The sequence below is a fragment of the Actinomyces timonensis DSM 23838 genome, from assembly GCF_000295095.1.
In the GTDB taxonomy this organism is placed as follows: Bacteria; Actinomycetota; Actinomycetes; order Actinomycetales; family Actinomycetaceae; genus Actinomyces; species Actinomyces timonensis.
The window spans coordinates 902,951-921,866 of the sequence record NZ_JH806632.1; the positions used below are offsets into that span (position 1 = coordinate 902,951).

Genomic DNA, 18,916 nt, shown 5'->3' on the forward strand with positions numbered 1-18,916 from the left:
GCGTCGTCGTCGTCGATGAGGCGGGGCGGCTGATGCTCGGCCGGCGCTCGGATAACAGCCAATGGGCCGTCATCAGCGGGATCCCCGAGCCCGGCGAGCAGCCGGGCGCGGCGGCGGTGCGCGAGTGCCTGGAGGAGACCGGCGTGGCGATCGAGCTCCTCGGTCTCGTGCATGTGGGGGCCGGGACGCCGAAGACCTTCCCCAACGGGGACCGCTGCGTGTTCATGGATATCGACTTCGCGGCCAGGCCCGCGGCGGGCGCCCAGGCGGCGCGGGTGGCCGACGACGAGTCGCTGGAGGTCGGCTGGTTCGCGCCGGACGAGCTGCCCGAGCCGCTCATGGATTCCGCGCGGCGCCGTATCGCCGCCGCCCAGGCCTGGTTCGCCAGTCCCTCGGCCCCCGCCGCCTTCGACTGACCCCGCACCCATCCCCCTCCCCTATGAGCGAGACCGGGCGATCAGCACGGCGAAACCGGGCGAACAGCACCGCGAGATCGCTTCAGAGCGCCTCATGCGGGCATCGAGTCGAGGCCCCTCCCCTCGGAGAGCTTGCACGCGGCAAGGACGGGTAGGCCCAGGAACCTCAGCACAGCGCTGGACAGAAGGCGTCGACGGCGGATCATGGCGTCCCCTCGGTTCAGGTGGTTGGCGACCCCTTCGACGATAGGGGTGGGTACGACGCGTGGCGATGGGGCGAGCAACCCGGGGCAGCGGGGCATGCGCTGGCCGTCCCCGCGAGCGCCGAGGCAGCGAGCCCGTTCGGGCGCAGGGGTCGCCCTGATCGCACGGCATCGGTCCACTCCCGCGCGCTGGCGACGGCGGCCCAGTTGGACTGGAGCAGCACCATGAGCGATTCGTGAAGCGCCTGGGCGCTGACCGCGCCCGCAGCATTGGCCAGGTGGATCGCGCCGGTGGCGTCGGACAGCACCTCGGCGCTCATCCCCCATCGCTCGGCGTCGACCGCCGTGGCCAGCACGCAGTTGTTCGTCATGTAGCCGGCGAGGGCGATCGTGTCCACGCCCTGCTCGCGCAGCCACGGCCCCAGATCAGTGCTGATGAAGGCGGAGGAGCGCTCCTTGACGACGCGCTTCCAACCGGGGCGCAGTCTCTCGGCGATCCCAGGGGCGAGCTCGAACTGAGGGGTGCCGGGGTTGAAGGCGCGGGCGCCGCGGCCGGACGAGTGCTGGACGACGGCGATCGGCAGGCCGGCCTCCTGCGCGGCATCGATGGCCTGGGCGATGCGCTCCAGGCTTCCCTCCCATGCGGGGTACTGGATGCGCAGTGGGCCGCTGGCGTACTGCTGCTGGGCGTCGATGATGATGAGGGCGCGGCGGGGCGCGGGCATGGCATCTCCTCGGGGCGGTCGGTGGCCGGGATGCGGCCGGGATAGGGCCGGATCTGTCAGGCCTCAGCCTTCCCGGGCTCGCGGGCAGCCACCAGTGGCTCAAATGCCGCTCTACGATGGATTCGCGCCATCCTTCGTCGAGGAAGCGAGCCCCGCATGCGCATCGCGATCTACGCCTTCGACGGCGTCACCATGTTCCATCTGGCCGCGCCGCAGATGGTCTTCGACACCGTCACGCGCCTGGGCCTGGCGGACTGGGAGTCGAGGCTCATCGCGGACCGGCCCGGCCAGGTGAGGACGGCCGAGGGGTGGAGCCTTGGCGGCCTCGCCGGCCTGGAGGAGGCCGCGAGCGCTGATGCGCTGGTCATGCCTTCGTGGTTCGACGATGGTCGCCCGGTCCCGCCCGAGGTGACCAGCATGATCGTGGACGCCCATGACCGCGGCGCCATCATTCTCGGCCTGTGCCTCGGCGCGGTCCCAGTGGCGGCGGCGGGCTTGCTCGACGGCAGGACGGCGGTCACCCGCTGGCGGGTCTATCCCGCACTGCGCAGCGCGCTCCCAGACGTGGGGCTCGATGAGTCAGCCCTCTACATCGACCATGGCGACGTCCTGACCTCCGCGGGCACGGCCGCCTCACTGGACGCCTGCCTCCACCTGGTGCGCAGGCTCCTCGGCGCGCGGGCGGCCAATGCCGTGGCGCGCCAGCTCGTCATGGCGCCGCACCGCAGTGGCGGCCAGGCGCAGTTCATCGAGCGGCCGCTTCCCGCGACGGGCGACGACGCCGTCGGAGTACCGCCGCAGGTTTCAGGCCTGAGGGAAATGGCGAGGTTTGAGGATTGCTCGGGCCTCGGCACCCCCAGAGGAAGCACTCCTCTTCTTCCGCACTCTCCTGACCTGCACTAACAGAACACGTGACACGGCGTCAGAAAAAGGAATCCTCAAACCTGGCCACTTTCCTGACACGAGCCACGCCTGCGGTTCTCATGCTAAGCTAACGATCGTTCGTTTCCTGAGGATAGGAGCAAGGATGCCCCGCACCACGCGCCAGGCGGCGCTGCCCACGCGCCAAGCCCTCCTCGATGCCGCCAAGGAGGCCTTCGCCACCCACGGCTTCGCGGGCACATCCATCCGCGCTCTCGCGGGCGCCGTCGGCATCAAGGAGAGCTCCTTCTACAACCACTTCTCCTCCAAGCAGGCACTGCTGGACGCCGTGCTCGACCTGGCCGAGCAGCGGCTGGGCCAGACTGGCGAACAGTTCGCCGTCCCCCTTGAGGACGCGTCGGCGGCCGCCGACGTCTACGAGGACATGAGCCGTGATCGGCTGGAGGAGGTCGCCGCCGGTTTCGCGCGGCTCTGGCTCACAGACCCCGATGTCATCGCCGCGCGCCGCATCCTCACCCTGGAGCAGTTCCGCACCCCCGAGGCCGGCGCGCGCCTGCGCGGCCTCACCGTGCAGCGCCCTCTGGCCTTCCAGGCCGAGCTCTTCACCGCCCTCATCGAGCGGGGAGGTTTCAGGGAGGCCGACCCTCAGGCTGTGGCACTGGCCTTCTGGGGACCGATCCACCTCATCCTGTCCGGCGCGAGCGGGCCGGCGGACCTGGATGAGGCCCTGCGCCGCATCCACCTGCACCTGGAGCACTTCTGCGCCACCCACCTCGCCGACGACGCGCCCGCGCGGCCCGCCCGAGGCTCGCATTCCAAGCAGGGCGGCCCCAGGCCTCGCCCGGCCGGCCAGGAGCGCCGGACATGAGGCGACTTCGTGGCTGGATGCTGGGCCTGGCGGTCTTCCAGGGGCTGTCCACACTGGTGGGGATGGTCGAGCTCATCCTCGCCCCGCAGTGGTTCGCGCCGATGCTGGCGGGCACGGCCTTCGCCGAGCGGACAGGGCTGGCGGCGCTGCTGCTGGGAGTCGTCGTCGGCGGGGCGCAGTGGACCGCGGTGGCCGCGCACCTGCGGTGGCGCGCCTGGATGCCGGCGGCGCACACGGCGGCTGGCATGGTCATGCTCGGGTGGATCGCCGGTGAGTGCCTGGTCATCGACTCCTTCATGTGGACCCACGCCCTGTGGGGAGGCATTGGGGCGCTCCAGGTGCTGGCAGTGGCCGTCCTGCTCGGCGCCTTCCGGCCGTGGGCGCCCGCAGACGTCGGAAGTGGCGAGGTTTGAGGATTGCTCGGGCCACAGCGCCCCCTCGCGAGCCGCCCTGCGTCTTTCGCCCCTTCCTGACCTGCGCCAGCAGAACACGTGACGCCGCGTCAGGAAAAGGAATCCTCAAACCTGGCCATTTTCCTGGCGAGCCCGGTCTCACCGAGGGGGCTCGACGACGAGCGGCGCCTCCCCGGGCGCGCTCACGACGGCGCGGGGCGCGGGAAGCAGGTCCAGTTCGACCCGCAGCCGCTCCCCCTGCTCGCCGACGGCGTCGTAGCACAGGCGCTCATTGGCCAGCTCAGCCACCTCGGTGCGCGCCCGCACGAGCCAGGGGTGGCGGCGCCGTATCCCGATGAGGTCCTGGTGGAGGCGGTGCATCCACTCCCCCAGGGTCGAGAGCCCAGCAGGAGTGTCGGGCAGCGCGGGCCGGACCTCGTCGTCGCCGCCGATCTCGTCGCGCTTGACACCGGTGAAGGCCTGCTCGTCGCCGTAGTAGATGGAGGGCACCCCGCCCACGGTCATGAGGAGGACGACGGCGAGCGCCGCCTTGCCCGGCCCCACCCGGCTGGCGATGCGGGTGACGTCGTGATTGCCGACGAAGGTGGCAGGAAGGAAGGAGTCGAGGAACTCGTTGTGGCGCCCCAGGCACCAGTCGAGCTCGAAGAAGTTGGCGTCGTTCAGCGAGCTCCAGATGGCCTTCCACAACTCGTACTGGGTGAGGCTGTCCACCCCCGAGGCCTGGACGATCCCCGCGTAGTCGCCGTGGATGACCTCGGCCATGAACCAGGCCTCCGGGTGGCGCTCACGCACGGCGGGCAGCACGCGCGCCCAGAAGGCGGGCGGGACGGCGTAGGCGGCGTCGAGCCTCCAGGCGGTGGCGCCGCGGTCGAGCCAGTGGGTCATGACGTCGCCCACGAGCCGGGCGGTCTCGGGGCTGTCATGGTTGAGGAGGGGCAGGGAGCCGTGGCCCTCGAAGACGGCGTAGTCGCCGCCCGGCCCGATGGGCTCGGTGAATCGGAAGAGCTCGCGCTCGCTCCCCCCGGCCAGCGCCGCCTGGAAAAGGGGGTGGTCGTAGCCGACATGGTTGAACACGCCGTCGAGCATGAGGGCCAGGCCCCGCGCGCGGCAGGCCTCGGCGAGGCGGTCGAAGGCGGCGTCGTCCCCCAGGCGCGGGTCGATGGCGAAGTGGTCGGTGGTGTCGTAGCCGTGGGTGGCGGAGCGGAAGATCGGCCCGAGGGACAGGCCGTTGGCTCCGAGCTCGACGGCGTAGTCGAGCCAGGGCTCCAGGCGGTCGAGCCGTGCCGGGGCCCCCGGGGTCTGCGCGGCGGGCGCCTCCCCCACGGCGGGCCGGATCGGCGCACCAGTGGCGCCCAGGGGGTAGACCTGCCACCAGATCGCGTGGTCGACCCATGCGGGCCCCCGCCTCGACGGGCTTACTCCAGCAGACTCAGGACTCATACATTGAGGGTACCCATCGATCGGGTCCGAGGACGCGAAACCGGAAGACAGCACGAGCGCGCGCCGGTGCGGGCGACCGCGCCCGCTGGCGGAGGCGGATCGGAGCCGGGTTCGGGAACGGCCTCGGCCTCGCGGTGAGCCGCAGGTAGAGGGTTGGGGACCCGCTCGGCGTGAGAACCGTCCCTGTCTGAAGGGGTGCGCCGAAGGATACGATCGGGCAACAATAGTGAGCATGCTCGCCACCGTTGCCTTGCCTGCCCTGCAGATCGTCCTGACCCTCGTCGTCGGATTCCTCGCGTGGCGCGCTGTCCAAGTGGCGGCCGAGGCACGATCGGAGGCCCAGGCTGCCCGATCGGAGGCCGCTTCCGCCCGCGCTGCCGGGGCGGCGGCCCCCTCGAGCGGGGGCATACCCCCGGAGGCCCTGTCCCGGATCGAGGAGCAGTTGCGCCGGCTCAGCGCCGCCCGGGCAGCGGATGCGGGCGAGCAGCACCACGCGGCCCCCAGCGAGCGCCTCATGAGCGAGAAGGCGGACGCCTACCGCGGCTTCCTGCGCGAGATCGCCTCCGAGAACACGCATATCGGCACCGGCATGACCGTGCAGACCTCCGACGCCGCCGAGGAGGCGCTGAGCCGCCTGCGCTCGGTGACCGTGCTCATGGGGTCGGAGGAGATCCTGCGCTCCCTGCGGAACTTCTCGATCATCCGCGGCCAGCGGCCCTCCGCGCGCTGGACTGAGCCCGCCATCATGGCCTACGCCCGCCTCCAGGTGTGCTTGGTGCAGGCGATCCGCCGTGACCTGGACACAACCAGCGAGCCCCTGAGCCCTGAGGAGACCTGGGCGTCAATGAGCACGGGCACCGCCGACCCGGCCTTCCGCCTGGCCATGCTCACCCCGATCTCGGAGGTGCTGCACCACGCGGGCCAGGACCTGTCCCTCTACGACCTTCGCGAGGAGCCGACGGCACTCGCGCAGCGCTCGGCCGCCAGCGCGCGGTCGGCGTCGAGCGCCTCATCCGCGCAGCGGGCGCAGACCGGCCCGATCGCGCCGATCGAGCAGCCCATCGCGGCCGAGCCCACCGTCGCGCCGATGGCCGCGCCTGTGGCCGAGCGCGCCGCGGAGCCCGTGGCCACGGCGATCCAGGCGGAGCCCGTCGCCTACCATCAGCGCATCAACCGCCCCGAGCCGGCCGACTACGGGACGCCCGGGCGCTCGTCCGCGTCCAGCGCCCCGTCCACCGGGGTGCCGGAGGCGACGCCTGCCTCAACAACAGCCGCAGCGGCCGACCCGAGCCCGGCCAGCCCCACCCCCGGACCGACCTCCTCGTATGGCTCGACTGATCCGGCCCCCTCCCACGTGGCCGCCAGCGCCTCGCCGCGCAGCAGCACCGCCCAGATCCCACCGACCGAGGCGACGATCCCCGACACCGTCTCCTCGCCGACCCCCACGGCACCGGGAGCGTCCGCGCGGCGCCCCGTCCACGCCCCGGGGCGCGCGACGCACAGGTCGGCGGCCACGTCCCCGACGGTGAGGCTGTCCGCCTCCTCGCCCTCCTCCATGACTGTGTCGGTTTCCTCGGCCGCGCCCGCTGCTGGCTCCGCGCCGGCTGCCGCAGAGGAGCCCTCCGCCACCCCCGCGCGACGCGGCCCGAGCCAGCCCGGCGCGCACGGGCAGGCGGCCGCGAGGCGCGCGGGGACCGCCGCGGGAGGCGCTGGCTCCTCGTGGGCCCAGGCCGATGGCGCCCGCCCCCAGTGGGGTCTTCGCCAGTTCGCGCAGGAGAATCAGTCCGGCCGGGGGCGGTCCGGCTCCTCCGGTGACCAGGACCGCCCCAGCCGTCCGCGCCCCGGGCGGATCACCGCTCCCCGGAAGTAGGCCCGGCGCTCGGGGCCCTGAGCTCGTGCGGGGCCCCGGGCCCTCCGCCCCGAGCCAGCAATGACCGCAACAACCGACGACGGCGCCCGCCACCCCGTTCATGAGGGTGGCGGGCGCCGTCGTCGAAGAGTCTGGCCTGCTCAGCCAGAGATCGTGGCCGAGACGATGATGGCCACGGCAATGGCCGTGCCGGCGAAGGCGACGCCGAGGCCGACGTTCTGGTCCTCGAGGAGCTCGCGGCGCAGGTCGAGTCCGAAAGCCTTGTTGACGGCCCAGGTGAAGACCATGAGCAGGACGACGCCGAGAACGGCGTAGACGACCGTGGCCAGGATGGACTCCCAGGTCAGTCCCACGCTCGATAGGTTGTGGCTTACCAGGGGCATTGTGTTCATGCTTCCTCCGTGTTCTCGCGCCTCAGGGCGCGCGCGGGCGGGTGGTTCGACGCCGTCGAGACTACCGGCCCGCACCGCCCCTCGCGCAGGGGACGGCTGAGCCTTGACACCGGCCGGGACCTGGGTGGCGCGACGCTCTCAGCGAGCCGGGCGCATCCACTCGGGGGTGGCGCCCGGGTCCCGGGGGAAGTGGGAGAGCTCGTCCGCGCAGTCCTTGGCGCTCACGGGCGGGTCGAGATCGGGCTTGCGGTCGTAGTCGACGTCGACGCTCAGGCGGTAGCCCGGCGCGGTCATGGTCAGATGGGCCCACGTCCATGTGCCGCCGCGGGGGTGGGCCATGGCCACGCGAAGCTGCACGGCCTCCTGGACGATCTCGCCGGGGACGACGTTGGCCTGCTGGGCGCCGTTGATGACCGCGGTGGTCTGGACGCTGGCGCGCAGGCCGACGGCCTCGATCTCAATGGCGGCCTCAGTGGCACCGACCTGCTCCATGAAGGCGGCGAGGTTGCCCTGGAGGCTTCCGATCGCCTGTGACTGGGCCTCAAGGCCGCCGCCCATGGGCCCCATGCCGCCCATCATGTCCATTCCCATGCTCTGTCTCCATTCGTGGGTGCCGCGGGTTCAGCGCTGATGCTCGTCTACGGTAACCGCATTGACTCGGGGCAGCCAGAGGCGGTCGCTGCTTCTCCTCAGCCCCAGGGCAACGCTCCGGCCTGGCACTACGCGATAGGACGACCGGTCATCGAGAGGTAGACGCCGGTGGTCATGAGACTGGCCACCGGCATGAGAACGAGCAGGAGCCTCCATGGGGCCGGTCGCCTTGCGCACCCCTATGGCTCACCCCACGAGGTCGCGGCGGCGCAGATGTCGCACCGAGTGACGCTATGCCCTTATGATGGAGTCAATCGCCCCCCGGTCAGGCCTCTCCATCTGCGACGCATACTAGGCCGGGGCCTTATCTCTTCTAGTCGAAGGCGCGTCGTGAAGCTCCTCCTGACCTACGAGCAGCAAACTGATCTCCTCCGGCAACGGGGCCTGCGAGTCGAGGACGAGCCCGCATGCGTCGAGTTCCTCAGCCAGGTCGGCTACTACCGGCTGTCCGGCTACTTCCGGTACTGGCAGAAGGACCCGGCCTACGGCGACAACACCTTCGTCGATGGCGCAGACTTCGGCGTGATCCGCGACCTGTACCTTGCCGAGGAGCGCCTCGCCGTCGAGTGCATGCGCTCGCTGCGGCAGGTGGAAGTCATGCTCCGCGTCCGCTTCTCCCATGCCTATGCCAAGAACGTGGCTGTTCAAGGTGGCCTGAGCAGTGGCATGGGCTTGACCGCCCCAACGTCCGAGACCCACACACCGGCCCAGGAGTACGTGCGGCGCGACCTCGATCAGAGCAAGGAGGCCTTCATTGGCCGCAGCCGCATGGAGGCGGGCAAAGGCGCATTCACAGACAACCGCTACGCCGATCTCTACGCCTGGGCCGCAGTGGAGGTGCTCTCCGTCGGGACCCTGTCCCGGTGCATCGCCGCCTCCCGGGACAGTGGGGTTCTCGGAGAGCTCGCCCAGGCACTTGGCATCGAGCAGGCGACCTTCGCGAGCAAGGTGAAGTCCCTCGTCTACCTTCGGAACCGGATCGCCCATCACGCCAAGATCTGGAACCACTCAGTTATTGATGCGCCGGGACTCGGCCGCGCGCGTGGCCGGATCAAGAAACGTCATGGAGGCTTCGACGATCGTTCGATCTATGGAGTCCTCGCCGTGCTCGACCAGCTCCTCCTCAAGTCGGGCCTGCATGAAGGCTGGCTGGATGAGGTCGTCGATCCTCTGCTCGCCGAGAATCCACTCCTGGATCGGGGCATCCGCCATCCACGCAGATATGGAGAAGCCGATCTCAGCGCATGATCGGCTACGCGAAGACGAATTCGCCTCACCCCACGAGGTCGCGGCGGCGCAGGGCGGTGGCCGCCAGGGCGAGGAGCAGGCCGGTCAGCACGAGGCACACGCCCGGGCCGATCCAGGCATGCGACGGCCCGAGGATGGAAGTCCATGCCTCTGCGGCGCCTCCCGCGCGCCCGGCCCGCGCCGTCGGGAGCGACGGCAGGTGCGTCAAGGGCGAAAGGTCGAGCAGCCACTGAGGGGCCCGGAGGGCCTGCCCCAGCGTCGTCACGCAAACCGCGCCGAGGAGCAATCCCCAGCCCACGATCCGGCCCGCCCGGGGAACGAGCGCCTGCGCGGCCAGCGTGAGCGCGCCGAGCAGTAGTGCGGCGGGGAGCGTCGCAGCGCATCCCACGGTGATGCTCGCCGCGAGCGCCCAGGGCTGGGCCGCCGCCTCGCTCCCCTGGTTGGCGAGCGGCGCGATCGCGGACGTCATCAGGCCGACGGCGATCGCCACCGCCGTCGCGCCCACCCCCGCCGCCATGACCGCGGCGCGGCCCATGAGGAACCGCTCCCGGGGGATCGGCTCGGCGAGGAGGACGGCAGCGCGGCCCGAGCCCTCCTCCCCCGCCGTGGCCGAGGCCAGCGCGACGGCGCAGGCCGCCAGGACGAGCCCGCCGTAGGTGACGATGAGCGCCAGATAGGTCTGCACCGTCAGCTGCCCGCCGACGAAGGCCTTCAGCGCCGGGTTGTCCTCGAACATGGCGGCCAGGCTCGACTCGACCTGTGAGGCGAACACCCCGTAGACGACGGCGAAGACGAGCCCGCCCACGCCCCACCAGCCGCGCGTCGCCGCGGACGTGCGCAGGGCTAGCGCGATCGCGCCCCGCGGCCCCGGTCGTCGGGCACCCCGGGAGGCGGGCAGGGTCACCAGCCCCTCCCCCAGCTCGCGGCGCGCGTGGAGGGCGCAGCCCAGGGCGCACAGCGCGGCGGCTCCAGCGGCGAGCAGGAGGAGCGGCGCCCACCGCAGCCCGGCCCAGGGGCGCGCCTGCTGGACGAGGCCGATCGGCGTCGTCCAGGACAGCCAGTCGGCGCCCGCGGTGGAGTCCCCGAGCCCGCGCAGCTGGTACCAGGCGACGACAAGGAGGGTGCCCATTCCGCGCGCGGCCCGGGCGGAGCCCGCGAGCGCGCCGAGCACCAGCCCGCCGCCAGCGCCCGCGGCGGCGCACAGCGCCAGGCCGAGCCCGGCGGCGAGCGCGTCGAGGGGCGCCAGGCCGACGGCGACGGTGATCGCGCAGAAGGCCACGGCCATGAGGGAGCCGGTCAGCATGACGGAGGCCAGGGCGGCGCGCGTCGCCTGGGAGCGGCCCACGGGCGCGGCGCGCAGGAGCTCGCCGGGACCGGTCTCCTCGTCGGCCCGGGTGCGGGCGATGGACATGAGGAGCCCGGCGAGGACGGCGATGAGGGCGAGGTAGCCGAGCACCTCGGTGGCGAGGATGGCACCGAGGGAGGGATCGGCGTCGTCGAGTCCGTAGCCGGGGCCGGTGAACATGGCGGCCATTGGGCTGGAGAAGGCGGTGGCGAAGGCCCTGCGCTCGGCGGCGGTGTCGTAGATGCCGGTCAGCGCGATCGCTGAGTAGGCGGCCAGGAGCGCGATGCCAGCGGTCCAGCCGATCGCGGGGCGGCGGTCGCGGCGCAGGGTGAGGCGGGTCAGCGGCGAGATCACTCGTGCCATCGCTCAGCCCACCTTGCCGCCGGCGGAGGGGGCGCCCTCGGAGGAGGAGTAGTGGTGGAGGAAGATCTCCTCCAGGCTCGGCGGGGCGGCGGTGATCGAGCGCAGCCCGAGCGCCGCCAGGCGCTCCATGACGGCGCCCACCTGGTCGGCGTCGGCAGTCAGGGTGATCTGCCAGACGCCGTCGGCGCAGGAGGCCCTCAGGTCGTGGACCCCGGGCGCGCCGGCCAGATCGGGCTCCCGCTCGACGACGGCGCTGATGCGGGAGCGGGCGAGGGCGCGGATGCGCTCCAGGCTCCCGGACTCGACGGCGCGGCCCGCGCGGATGATGGTGACCGAGTCGGCCAGGCTCTCCACCTCGGACAGGATGTGGCTGGAGAGCAGGACGGCGCTACCCCGCCCGGCGGCCTCGGCGACGCATTGGCGGAAGACCTCCTCCATGAGGGGGTCGAGGCCGGAGGTCGGCTCGTCGAGGATGAGGAGGTCGACGTCGGTCTCCAGGGCGGCGATGAGGGCGACCTTCTGCCGGTTGCCCTTGGAGTAGGCGCGGACCCTCTTGGTGGGGTCGAGGTCGAAGCGCTCGATGAGCTCGGCGCGGCGAGCCTCGCTGGGCCTGCGGGAGCGCAGGGAGGCGAGGGCGTCGAGGGTCTGCCCGCCGGTGAGGCCCGGCCAGAGGGCGACGTCGCCCGGCACATAGGCCAGGCGCTCGTGCTCGGCGACGGCGCCCCAGGGGTCGGCGCCGAAGAGGCGGGCGGTGCCGCCGTCGGCGCGGAGCATCCCGAGCAGGACGCGCAGGGTGGTGGACTTGCCGGCGCCGTTGGGGCCGAGGAATCCGAGGATCTGGCCGGGCGCGACGGCGAGGTCCAGGCCGTCGAGGGCCCGGGTGGCGCGTGGGCCCCGCCCGAAGGTCTTGGTCAGTCCGATGGTCTCGACAACGGGTGCGGTGGTCATGGCTCCTCCTGGTGTGAGGTGGTGGAGGTGGATGGCTCGGGGGTGTCACCGGGACGGGGCCGGGAGTCGGAGTGGGGCGCGCTCGCGGCCCCGGGCCGGGAGGCCTGCGCGGCGTCGAGATAGGGGGTGAGCATGGAGGGGTCGGTGAAGACCGGTTGGCAGTAGGACTCCAGGGCCACCGGCCCGTACGTGGTGTAGTAGTCGCGCACGACCGCCTGAATATCCGTGGGGTCGGGGGCCTCGTAGTGCATGTACATGAGCAGAGCGCCGGCCTCCGCGTAAGCGTGGTAGCGGGCGCGGGCCACTTCGTCCATCGAGGGGTTGATGGTGCCGGCGGCGACCCCGGCGGCCATGAGGGACTCAGACTCGGTCGCGAACATCTCCATGAGCGTGCGGGCCAGCTCGCCACCCTCCATGAGAGAGCGCAAGGCGTAGGCGCTGGCGGGGATGTACTGCTCGGCCTGGGCCATCTGGGTCATGACCTTGGCGGAGCCGCCGAAGATCTCGGAGTCCCGTTTGGCCTGGTCCATCTGGCGCAGGACCTCGGCGTCGCAGGCCTGGCGCAGGCCCTCCTTGGAGCCGAAGTGGTGGGTGATGAGCCCGGCGGTGACTCCGGCGTCCGCCGCGATGGCCCGTAGGCCCACACCGAACCCGTCGGCGGCGAAGCGAGTCATAGCGGCGGCGCGAATACGGGCCACCGTGGTGAGATCCTCCTGTCGGGAGGGGGTTGAGCGATCCGATGTTGAACGCATGACCAATATTCTATACGCTCGTTCAATCTCCCACAAGAGGCGCCGTCGCCCCTGGCCTCCAGGGGGAGTCCCCGACTCGGCCAGGGACGGTTCAGGGGCGGATCAGGGGGACCCCCGATACCTCGCAGCGCCGGCGCGGGGCAGTCTTGAGCCATGAGCACGAACGACTTCTCCACCGCCCCTGAGACCGCCACCGCCTACTCCGCCCCCGACGCCAGCGCTTCCTACGGCCCCACCGCTGGCACGTACTCCGCACCCCATGGCCCCGGGGCCAACCCGTACTCGACGCCCTACTCCACCCCCGGTGGCGCCGCTTACGCGCAGGGATCCTTCTCGGCGCGCGCCGAGTCCTGGCGCTCCTCGCTGCCCCGCCGCTCGCGCAACCGGCTCGTCGCCGGCGTCTGCGGCGGGATCGCGGAGGACCTGGGCGTGAGCCCCACCCTCGTGCGCCTGGCAACGCTCGCCCTGGCCGCCCTGCCCGGGCCCATGTGGCTGGCCTACGCCGTCGCCTGGGTCCTCATGCCCGACGCCGACTGAGCGCGGAGCGGTTCCGGGAGGGGTGGTGGCTCCGGTCCGCGGGGCTGGCACCGGGTCTGGCGGGAGCGTCTGAGGGCGCCCCAGCGCCCGATGGCGCGAGGGACTGGCCAGCGGACCGGAGCCACCGCCCCGACCCAGCATCCGCCTAGTTCGCGAGCGCGGCCTCATAGACGGCTCGGTCCTTCGCGGAGAAGGCGCAGATGACGATTCGCAGCTCCGAGCCCGGGTGCGCCGCGAGCCAGACCCCGATCGTCTCGAGGACGAGCGGGGCCGCCTCCTCCTTGGGATAGCCGAAGGCGCCGGTGGACACCGAGCACAGACCCACCGAATCCAGGCCCGCCTCCTGGGCGGTATCGAGGATCGCCCGGTAGCAGCTCGCCAGCCGGGTGCGGTGGCGCTTCTCGACGCGCCCGCCGTCGACGACGGGCCCCACCGTGTGGATGACGTGCCCGGCGGGGAGGTGGTAGCCACCGGTGAGGACCGCGCGCCCCACGGGCTCGGGCCCCTCTCCGCGCTCGGCGCGCCCGGCCATGTACTCGGCGCACTCGGCGCGCAAGCCCGGCCCGGCGACGGCGTGGATGACGTTGTCGATGCAGGCATGGCCGGGCACGCGGCAGCCGAGCATCTGCCCGTTGGCGGCGTTGACGATGGCGCCGGCCCGCAGGGTGGTGAGGTCACCCTCCCACAGGGCGCCGTGCTCGCCGAGGGCACCCGCCACGCCGTGGGTGGTGGCAAGGACGGGCAGGGCGAGGGCGTCGGGGTCGCCCGCCTCGGCGGCCCGCTCGGCGGACTCATGGGTGAGCATCTCGTCGAGCTCGTCGCGCATGTCCTCGTCGTCGATCGGGCGGGGCGGGCGGATGGTGAGCAGCCCGTCGAGGAGGCGTCGGCGCTCGGCGAAGGGGAGCTCGTCGAGGGCGATCGGCGGCGGGAAGGAGGCGACGTCGCCGTGGTTGACGGCGTCGGTGGCGAAGTACTGGGTGAGGATCGCGATGCGCCCCTCGGCGGCGGTGCGCGGCTGGAGGGGCCCGGAGTCGGGATCGGGCGCGGTGGGCGGCACAGGGGGCACAGGCGGCATCGGCATAGGGCCAGGGTACGGCAGGGAGGGCGGGGGACGGCGCGGGGCCGGACGGGTCAGTCCCATCCGGCCCCGCGGTCACCCGGCTGGAGGCTCAGGCGGTGTAGTTCTGGGCGGAGAGGAACCAGCCCTGCTGCTCGAGCTGCTGGGTGTAGTCCTCCAGGATGCCGCCGGAGACGGCGTCCTCGGAGTCGACGTCGTCGTGGACGGCGCGCATGGTCTTCACGACGGCGTCGATGGCGGACACGATGTAGTCGACAGCCTCATTGGTGATGACCTGGGCGACGGGGGCCTCGGGGACGGTGGTCTTCGCGGCGACGGTCTCGGGGCGGCCGTCGGGGACGACGTTGATGGCGCGCATGCGCTCGGCCAGGGCGTCGGAGCCGGCGCGGGCGATGTCGACGACCTCGTCGAGGTTGAGGTGGAGGTCGCGGAAGTTGGGGCCGACGACGTTCCAGTGGATCTGCTTGGCCACGAGGCTGAGGGCGGTGATGTCCACCAGGGAGGCCTGGAGGTGGGCGCTCAGGGCCTCGGAGGCGGTGAAGGACATGCGGACGGGGGCGGAGGTGACAGTCTTGGTGCTCATGGGCTTTACCTTACTCTCGGTCGGATCTAAAAAGTAGTTCGTGTGGGATGGGGGTCAGGCCTGCTCGCCGTCGGCGGCCTGCGCTCCGGCCTGCTCTTTGGCGATCTCGGCCTTGAGGGCCTCCATGTCGAGCTCGCGGACCTGCGTGATGAGGGCGTCGAGCGCCTTGGCGGGCAGGGCGCCGGCCTCGCGGTAGACGAGGACGTCGTCACGGAAGGCCATGAGGGTCGGGATGGAGGAGATGCCCAGGGCGCCGGCGAGCTCGGGCTCCTCCTCGGTGTTGACCTTCGCGAAGGTGATGTCCGGGTTGGCCTCGGCGGCCTTCTCGAAGACCGGGGCGAAGCGCATGCAGGGGCCGCACCAGGAGGCCCAGAAGTCGACGAGGGTGATGCCCTCGCCGCGCACGGTCGAGTTGAACTCCTTGCCGGTGATGGTGGTCAGAGCCATGGTTTGCCTTTCGGATCGACGGCGGCTGATCGGGACAACGGATATCCCCGGGCCGTATATTCCGGGGCGCTCGCTCAGGCCCGGGGCTGACGGTTGGCCCAGTCCTGGGGCTCGAGGCGGCGGCCGGTGTAGAAGGGGGTGTCAACGCGCACGTGGAGGCGCGCCTCGGTGTAGCGCTGGCGGTGGAGGACCCCCTCGAGCCGATCGAGGGAGTCGGCCTCGAAGCCGAGGATCCACTCGTAGTCGCTCATCCCGAAGGCGGCGAGCGTCGACCCCTTGACGTCAGGGTACGCGGAGAACCCATTGCGGCCGTGGGCGGCCATGATGCGGCTGCGCTCCTCGTCGGGCAGGAGGTACCAGTCGTAGGAGCGCACGAAGGGGTAGACCATGCACCAGTCGCGCGGGGCCGTGCCCGCGAAGCAGGCGGGGACGTGGCGGCGGTTGAACTCGGCGGGGGTGTGCAGGCCCATGCAGGACCAGACCGGCTCCAGGTGGCGGCCGAGCGCGCTGGCCCGCAGCCGGTGGTAGGCGTCCTGGAGGCGCTCGGGGTCGTCGTCGAGCCACCAGATGAGCAGGTCGGCGTCCGAGCGCAGCCCGGCGACGTCGTACCAGCCGCGGGTCGTCACGCCCGTCCCCTCGACGAAGCCGGCGGACTCGGCGACGATCCGCCCGCGCGCCGCGTCATCGGCGGGCAGGGGCGAGGCGAGGCGGAAGACGGCCCACAGCGCGTAGTGGTTGTGGTCGTTGATGGCGTCGAAATCCACGTCGACGGCGTCGCGCGGATCGTGGTGGGGGCGGCGCTCCTCGTCCTCGAAGCGGTGGATGCCAGGGCTGGCGGGAGTGGTCGCGGGGGTGTCGGTCATGATTCCTCCTCTGGATCGGGGGTAGGCAGGTGAGTGGAGTGGGGGTGGGCGCCGCCGACGGCGGGTCGGCAGCACTCGGGCGGGCAGACGGTGTGGAAGGGACCGGCGCCCGTCGTCGTGGTGGGGACGACGCTCTCGCCCCGGGCGACGGCGGCCCGCTCGGCCAGCAGGTCGACGAGCGAGGCCACCAGCGCCGGATGCGTGCCCGCGGTGGCGGCGCGCGCGTAGGGCATGGCCAGGAGGTCGGCGGTCTCGCGCGCCTCAGTGTCCAGGTCGAAGACGACCTCCATGTGGTCGGCGATGAAGCCGATGGGGGCGACGATGATCCCGCCGGGCCTGCGGGGCAGCGCGGCCAGGGCCGTGATGCGGTCGTTGATGTCGGGCTCGAGCCAGCGCGCCTGCGGCGGGCCCGAGCGCGAGCAGAACGCCAGGTCGACCGGCGGCGGCGACGCCATTCCCACTCTCTCGGCGACGGCGGGCAGCAGGACGCGCGCGAACCGCAGGTGCTGCTCGACGTAGCTGATCTCCGTGGACAGGTCCTCCGCCACCCCCGGCTCGCGGGCAGCGGGCGCGGGAAGGGCGGGGTGCTGGGGGGCGGGTGGCGTACTGGGTGCTGGGAGCGGGGCCCTGGTGGTCGCCGCCTCGGCTACCATCCGCGGCCCTCGTTCCTCGGGCCGCTCCCGCCAGCCCCGCCACGCCTTCGGCGGCGCCCCCCAGTGCCCCGCTTCTTCCTCCCGGGGACCCAGCGCCCCGCCCCCGGAGCTGGACGACGCATCCGGCGCGGAGCCGCGTTCCATGGAGGTGGGGATGGAGTGGGTGACGAGGACGAGGTGGACGGACTGCGCGGGGACGCCCTGGGCGGCGAGCTCGTCGTAGGCGGCGGCGATGGCGTCGGCGTTGGCCTGGAGCATGCCGGGCGTGTTGTAGAAGGGGCGGGTCTTGTCGACCACCAGGTGGACCGGCTCGCCCCCCGCTCCCCCGACGCGGGCGGCGGCGTCGGCCTCGACGCCCTGACCGGTGGCGCCGTCGGAGCCGGTGGCGAGCATGTCGAGGGCGGCGGCGAGATCCTCGCGGTACTGGCGGCACCCGGAGTAGGACGCGTAGGCGGCGGTCGTCAGGGCGAGGACGCGGCGGGCACCGGCGTCGGCGAGCTCGCGCAGGGCCTCGGAGACAAAGGGGTGCCAGTTGCGGTTGCCGAGGACCACAGGGACGCGCGAGCCGCGCGCGGCGAGCTCGGCGCGCAGGGCAGTCAGGAGCTCGGCGTTGCGTGTGTTGATCGGCGAGACGCCGTCGAAGCGCTGGTAGTGGACGGAGACCTCGGCGAGCCGGGAGTCGGGCACGCCCCGCCCGGCGGTGGCGTTGCGCATGAAGGGGAGGACGTCGTCGGGGCCCTGCGGGCCGCCGTAGGACAGGAGGAGGACGGCGTCGTAGGGGTCGAGGGGATCGGTCATCGGGAACCTCCTGCGCGGCGGGCGGGCGAGTCGGCGCCGCCGATGGGCCCCAGGACCATGGGCAGCGCGGCGAGGTACTCCTGCGAGAGGCCTGCCTCCCCCGCGGCGCGGGCGGCCTGGCTGGGGGCGTGCATGAGGGCGGCGGCCAGGCGCTCGAGGGCTCGGACGGCGTCGTCGAGATCCACGCGGCCATCCACGGGGCGCAGGCGGACCGCCTCGCGCGCCACCACCTCCTCGGCCTGGCCGCGCAGCGCCCGGATGACGGGGTCCATGCGGCGCCCGCCCACGAGCCGGTCGAGGGCGGCGGCCTCCTCGGCCACGATCCGCTCTGCGGCCTCCACCTGCGCGGTCTGGGCGGCGGGAACGGCCTGGCGGATGCGGGGCAGGTCGATGAGCAGGGCGCCGGGCGCATCGGCGACGCCGGGGTCGACGTCGCGGCTGAGGGCGAGGTCGAGGATGACGAGGGGGTGGGGCGGGGCCGACGGGCCGAGCGCCCCTGAGGCGCGGCGGGCCAGGGCGTCGTCGATGAGCCCGCGGGTGATGACGGGGCTGCCCAGGCCCCGGCAGGTGATGACGAGGTCGGCGCTCGCGAGGCGCTCGGTCAGCTCGTGGGGGCCGACAACCTCCAGGCCCCGCTTGCGGGCGAAGGCGGCGGCGCGGTCGGGCCCGGCGGCGGATGAGGACTCCCGGCCCGGCTGGGCGGCCTGGTGATCGGAGTGGGAGTGGACGGCGATATCTCGCACGCCGCGCTCCCGCAGGGCGACGACGGTCGCCCCCGCGTAGGCGCCGGTTCCCACGACGACGACGCGCGCGCCCTCCAGGTCCGGCATGCGCTGGGAGGCCAGGCCGAGGCCGACGGCGACGAGGCTGCGGCCCGCCCCCGCCAGGGAGGTCTCCCGGGCGACGCGTCGCGACGCGGCCGAGGCCCTCTCGACGAGTCGGCACAGATCGGCCGAGGTGGTGCCCTCCTCGGCGGCACGGACGAGGGAGCGGCGGAGCTGGCCCGCGATCTCGCGCTCGCCGACGACCATGGAGCGCAGGCCCGCGGCGGTGGCGATGAGCTCGCGGTAGGCGTCGGATCCGCAGGCGGTGCTGAGCCCGGCGGAGCCCTCGGGCATGCCCGCGCGGCGCTCCAGGAGGGCACTCGCCTCCCGCACGACGGGCGAGGAGGAGAGAGGGCGCCCGGGCTGGGCCGCGGCGCCCGGACCGGCCGCGCCGGCGTCCTCGCCGGCCCCGGCTGGGAGTTCACCGTCCTCGTCGAGGAGGATCGCGAGACGGTTGCAGGTGGCCAGGACGAGCACGCCGCGCAGTCCGGGGACGGCAGCGAGGAGGTCGGGGCCGAGGCGCCGAGGATTCGCCCCCAGGCGGGCGACGACGTCGAGGCCCTGGGAGAGATGGTCGGCTGAGATGAGATGAATCGTCACAGTGCTTGAATTGAAGC

20 protein-coding genes are annotated in these 18,916 nt (G+C 72.6%); 7 read left to right on the forward strand and 13 right to left on the reverse strand.

Features of this window, described 5'->3' with window-relative positions; genetic code table 11:
* The coding region (locus tag A1QA_RS13365; protein ID WP_017177652.1) for an NUDIX domain-containing protein at positions 1–416 on the forward strand (416 nt) is incomplete at its 5' end.
* A 220-nt stretch (positions 417–636) separates the two neighbouring features.
* Here A1QA_RS13365 and A1QA_RS0104070 read toward each other — a convergent pair.
* A complete protein-coding gene (locus tag A1QA_RS0104070; protein ID WP_017177653.1) occupies positions 637–1,344 on the reverse strand; it encodes an isochorismatase family protein in 708 nt (235 codons plus the stop codon).
* Positions 1,345–1,500: 156 nt separating this feature from the next.
* Between A1QA_RS0104070 and A1QA_RS13370 the strand changes: the two genes are divergently transcribed.
* The 3 genes from A1QA_RS13370 (at position 1,501) to A1QA_RS0104085 (ending at position 3,507) form a co-directional block, all read left to right on the forward strand.
* Positions 1,501–2,247 (forward strand): GlxA family transcriptional regulator, encoded by a 747-nt coding sequence (locus A1QA_RS13370; RefSeq protein WP_017177654.1) that lies wholly within the window; start codon positions 1,501–1,503, stop codon positions 2,245–2,247.
* A gap of 124 nt (positions 2,248–2,371) precedes the next feature.
* Entirely contained in the window at positions 2,372–3,094 is a 723-nt protein-coding gene (locus A1QA_RS13375; RefSeq protein WP_017177655.1) for a TetR/AcrR family transcriptional regulator, read from the forward strand.
* Complete coding sequence (locus A1QA_RS0104085; RefSeq protein ID WP_026048669.1) at positions 3,091–3,507, forward strand: hypothetical protein; 417 nt, start codon at positions 3,091–3,093, stop codon at positions 3,505–3,507. The genes A1QA_RS13375 and A1QA_RS0104085 overlap by 4 nt, the downstream gene beginning before the upstream one ends.
* 138 nt (positions 3,508–3,645) lie before the next feature.
* Here A1QA_RS0104085 and A1QA_RS0104090 read toward each other — a convergent pair whose 3' ends face one another.
* Positions 3,646–4,947, reverse strand: a complete 1,302-nt coding sequence (locus A1QA_RS0104090; RefSeq protein WP_026048670.1) for an alpha-amylase family protein — start codon at positions 4,945–4,947, stop codon at positions 3,646–3,648.
* Between the two features lie 232 nt (positions 4,948–5,179).
* Between A1QA_RS0104090 and A1QA_RS0104095 the strand changes: the two genes are divergently transcribed.
* Positions 5,180–6,817 carry a hypothetical protein gene (locus A1QA_RS0104095; RefSeq protein WP_026048671.1) on the forward strand — a complete coding sequence of 546 codons (1,638 nt, stop codon included), beginning with the start codon at positions 5,180–5,182 and terminating at the stop codon, positions 6,815–6,817.
* A gap of 140 nt (positions 6,818–6,957) precedes the next feature.
* On the opposite strand, the gene A1QA_RS0104100 is transcribed toward A1QA_RS0104095, so the two are convergent.
* A complete protein-coding gene (locus A1QA_RS0104100; protein WP_244266057.1) occupies positions 6,958–7,200 on the reverse strand; it encodes a DUF350 domain-containing protein in 243 nt (80 codons plus the stop codon).
* Between the two features lie 147 nt (positions 7,201–7,347).
* The gene (locus tag A1QA_RS0104105; protein ID WP_017177659.1) at positions 7,348–7,800 is read right to left on the reverse strand and encodes a hypothetical protein; all 453 of its coding nucleotides are present in this window, start codon (positions 7,798–7,800) and stop codon (positions 7,348–7,350) included.
* 390 nt (positions 7,801–8,190) lie between these two features.
* On the opposite strand from A1QA_RS0104105, the gene A1QA_RS0104110 reads away from it, so the two are divergent.
* Complete coding sequence (locus A1QA_RS0104110; RefSeq protein WP_017177660.1) at positions 8,191–9,108, forward strand: Abi family protein; 918 nt, start codon at positions 8,191–8,193, stop codon at positions 9,106–9,108.
* A gap of 25 nt (positions 9,109–9,133) precedes the next feature.
* Here A1QA_RS0104110 and A1QA_RS0104115 read toward each other — a convergent pair whose 3' ends face one another.
* Genes A1QA_RS0104115 through A1QA_RS0104125 form a run of 3 tightly spaced genes read right to left on the reverse strand, consistent with a single transcriptional unit; the run spans position 9,134 to position 12,516 of the window.
* Positions 9,134–10,816, reverse strand: coding sequence for a hypothetical protein (locus A1QA_RS0104115; protein ID WP_244266058.1), 1,683 nt, complete (start codon positions 10,814–10,816; stop codon positions 9,134–9,136).
* 3 nt (positions 10,817–10,819) lie between these two features.
* A complete protein-coding gene (locus A1QA_RS0104120; RefSeq protein ID WP_017177662.1) occupies positions 10,820–11,764 on the reverse strand; it encodes an ABC transporter ATP-binding protein in 945 nt (314 codons plus the stop codon).
* Positions 11,761–12,516: a TetR/AcrR family transcriptional regulator gene (locus A1QA_RS0104125; RefSeq protein WP_051000513.1), complete on the reverse strand. Its 756-nt coding sequence runs from the start codon at positions 12,514–12,516 to the stop codon at positions 11,761–11,763. Before A1QA_RS0104125 ends, A1QA_RS0104120 begins: the two co-directional genes overlap by 4 nt.
* Before the next feature lie 153 nt (positions 12,517–12,669).
* On the opposite strand from A1QA_RS0104125, the gene A1QA_RS13380 reads away from it, so the two are divergent.
* The gene (locus A1QA_RS13380; RefSeq protein WP_017177664.1) at positions 12,670–13,053 is read left to right on the forward strand and encodes a PspC domain-containing protein; all 384 of its coding nucleotides are present in this window, start codon (positions 12,670–12,672) and stop codon (positions 13,051–13,053) included.
* A gap of 145 nt (positions 13,054–13,198) precedes the next feature.
* On the opposite strand, the gene A1QA_RS0104135 is transcribed toward A1QA_RS13380, so the two are convergent.
* The 6 genes from A1QA_RS0104135 to A1QA_RS13385 form a co-directional block, all read right to left on the reverse strand.
* Positions 13,199–14,134, reverse strand: coding sequence for a macro domain-containing protein (locus A1QA_RS0104135; RefSeq protein ID WP_244266059.1), 936 nt, complete (start codon positions 14,132–14,134; stop codon positions 13,199–13,201).
* 88 nt (positions 14,135–14,222) lie between these two features.
* On the reverse strand, positions 14,223–14,714 hold the full coding sequence (locus A1QA_RS0104140; RefSeq protein ID WP_017177666.1) for a Dps family protein: 492 nt from the start codon (positions 14,712–14,714) through the stop codon (positions 14,223–14,225).
* A gap of 54 nt (positions 14,715–14,768) precedes the next feature.
* Complete coding sequence (trxA, locus tag A1QA_RS0104145) at positions 14,769–15,161, reverse strand: thioredoxin (protein ID WP_017177667.1); 393 nt, start codon at positions 15,159–15,161, stop codon at positions 14,769–14,771.
* Between the two features lie 74 nt (positions 15,162–15,235).
* Positions 15,236–16,024, reverse strand: a complete 789-nt coding sequence (gene hemQ / locus A1QA_RS0104150; RefSeq protein ID WP_017177668.1) for a hydrogen peroxide-dependent heme synthase — start codon at positions 16,022–16,024, stop codon at positions 15,236–15,238.
* Complete coding sequence (locus A1QA_RS0104155; RefSeq protein ID WP_017177669.1) at positions 16,021–17,475, reverse strand: ferrochelatase; 1,455 nt, start codon at positions 17,473–17,475, stop codon at positions 16,021–16,023. Before A1QA_RS0104155 ends, hemQ begins: the two co-directional genes overlap by 4 nt.
* A complete protein-coding gene (locus A1QA_RS13385) occupies positions 17,472–18,899 on the reverse strand; it encodes a glutamyl-tRNA reductase (RefSeq protein WP_017177670.1) in 1,428 nt (475 codons plus the stop codon). The genes A1QA_RS0104155 and A1QA_RS13385 overlap by 4 nt, the downstream gene beginning before the upstream one ends.
* Positions 18,900–18,916: the final 17 nt, after the last annotated feature.

What these genes read in the sequence shown, in the direction of transcription:
- A1QA_RS0104070 (WP_017177653.1), bottom strand. Translation starts at nt 1,344, where the DNA reads ATGCCCGCGCCCCGCCGCGCCCTCATCATCATCGACGCCCAGCAGCAG.
- A1QA_RS13370 (WP_017177654.1), top strand. Translation starts at nt 1,501, where the DNA reads ATGCGCATCGCGATCTACGCCTTCGACGGCGTCACCATGTTCCATCTG.
- A1QA_RS13375 (WP_017177655.1), top strand. Translation starts at nt 2,372, where the DNA reads ATGCCCCGCACCACGCGCCAGGCGGCGCTGCCCACGCGCCAAGCCCTC.
- A1QA_RS0104085 (WP_026048669.1), top strand. Translation starts at nt 3,091, where the DNA reads ATGAGGCGACTTCGTGGCTGGATGCTGGGCCTGGCGGTCTTCCAGGGG.
- A1QA_RS0104090 (WP_026048670.1), bottom strand. Translation starts at nt 4,947, where the DNA reads ATGAGTCCTGAGTCTGCTGGAGTAAGCCCGTCGAGGCGGGGGCCCGCA.
- A1QA_RS0104095 (WP_026048671.1), top strand. Translation starts at nt 5,180, where the DNA reads ATGCTCGCCACCGTTGCCTTGCCTGCCCTGCAGATCGTCCTGACCCTC.
- A1QA_RS0104100 (WP_244266057.1), bottom strand. Translation starts at nt 7,200, where the DNA reads ATGCCCCTGGTAAGCCACAACCTATCGAGCGTGGGACTGACCTGGGAG.
- A1QA_RS0104105 (WP_017177659.1), bottom strand. Translation starts at nt 7,800, where the DNA reads ATGGGAATGGACATGATGGGCGGCATGGGGCCCATGGGCGGCGGCCTT.
- A1QA_RS0104115 (WP_244266058.1), bottom strand. Translation starts at nt 10,816, where the DNA reads ATGGCACGAGTGATCTCGCCGCTGACCCGCCTCACCCTGCGCCGCGAC.
- A1QA_RS0104120 (WP_017177662.1), bottom strand. Translation starts at nt 11,764, where the DNA reads ATGACCACCGCACCCGTTGTCGAGACCATCGGACTGACCAAGACCTTC.
- A1QA_RS0104125 (WP_051000513.1), bottom strand. Translation starts at nt 12,516, where the DNA reads ATGCGTTCAACATCGGATCGCTCAACCCCCTCCCGACAGGAGGATCTC.
- A1QA_RS13380 (WP_017177664.1), top strand. Translation starts at nt 12,670, where the DNA reads ATGAGCACGAACGACTTCTCCACCGCCCCTGAGACCGCCACCGCCTAC.
- A1QA_RS0104135 (WP_244266059.1), bottom strand. Translation starts at nt 14,134, where the DNA reads ATGCCGATGCCGCCTGTGCCCCCTGTGCCGCCCACCGCGCCCGATCCC.
- A1QA_RS0104140 (WP_017177666.1), bottom strand. Translation starts at nt 14,714, where the DNA reads ATGAGCACCAAGACTGTCACCTCCGCCCCCGTCCGCATGTCCTTCACC.
- trxA (WP_017177667.1), bottom strand. Translation starts at nt 15,161, where the DNA reads ATGGCTCTGACCACCATCACCGGCAAGGAGTTCAACTCGACCGTGCGC.
- hemQ (WP_017177668.1), bottom strand. Translation starts at nt 16,024, where the DNA reads ATGACCGACACCCCCGCGACCACTCCCGCCAGCCCTGGCATCCACCGC.
- A1QA_RS0104155 (WP_017177669.1), bottom strand. Translation starts at nt 17,475, where the DNA reads ATGACCGATCCCCTCGACCCCTACGACGCCGTCCTCCTCCTGTCCTAC.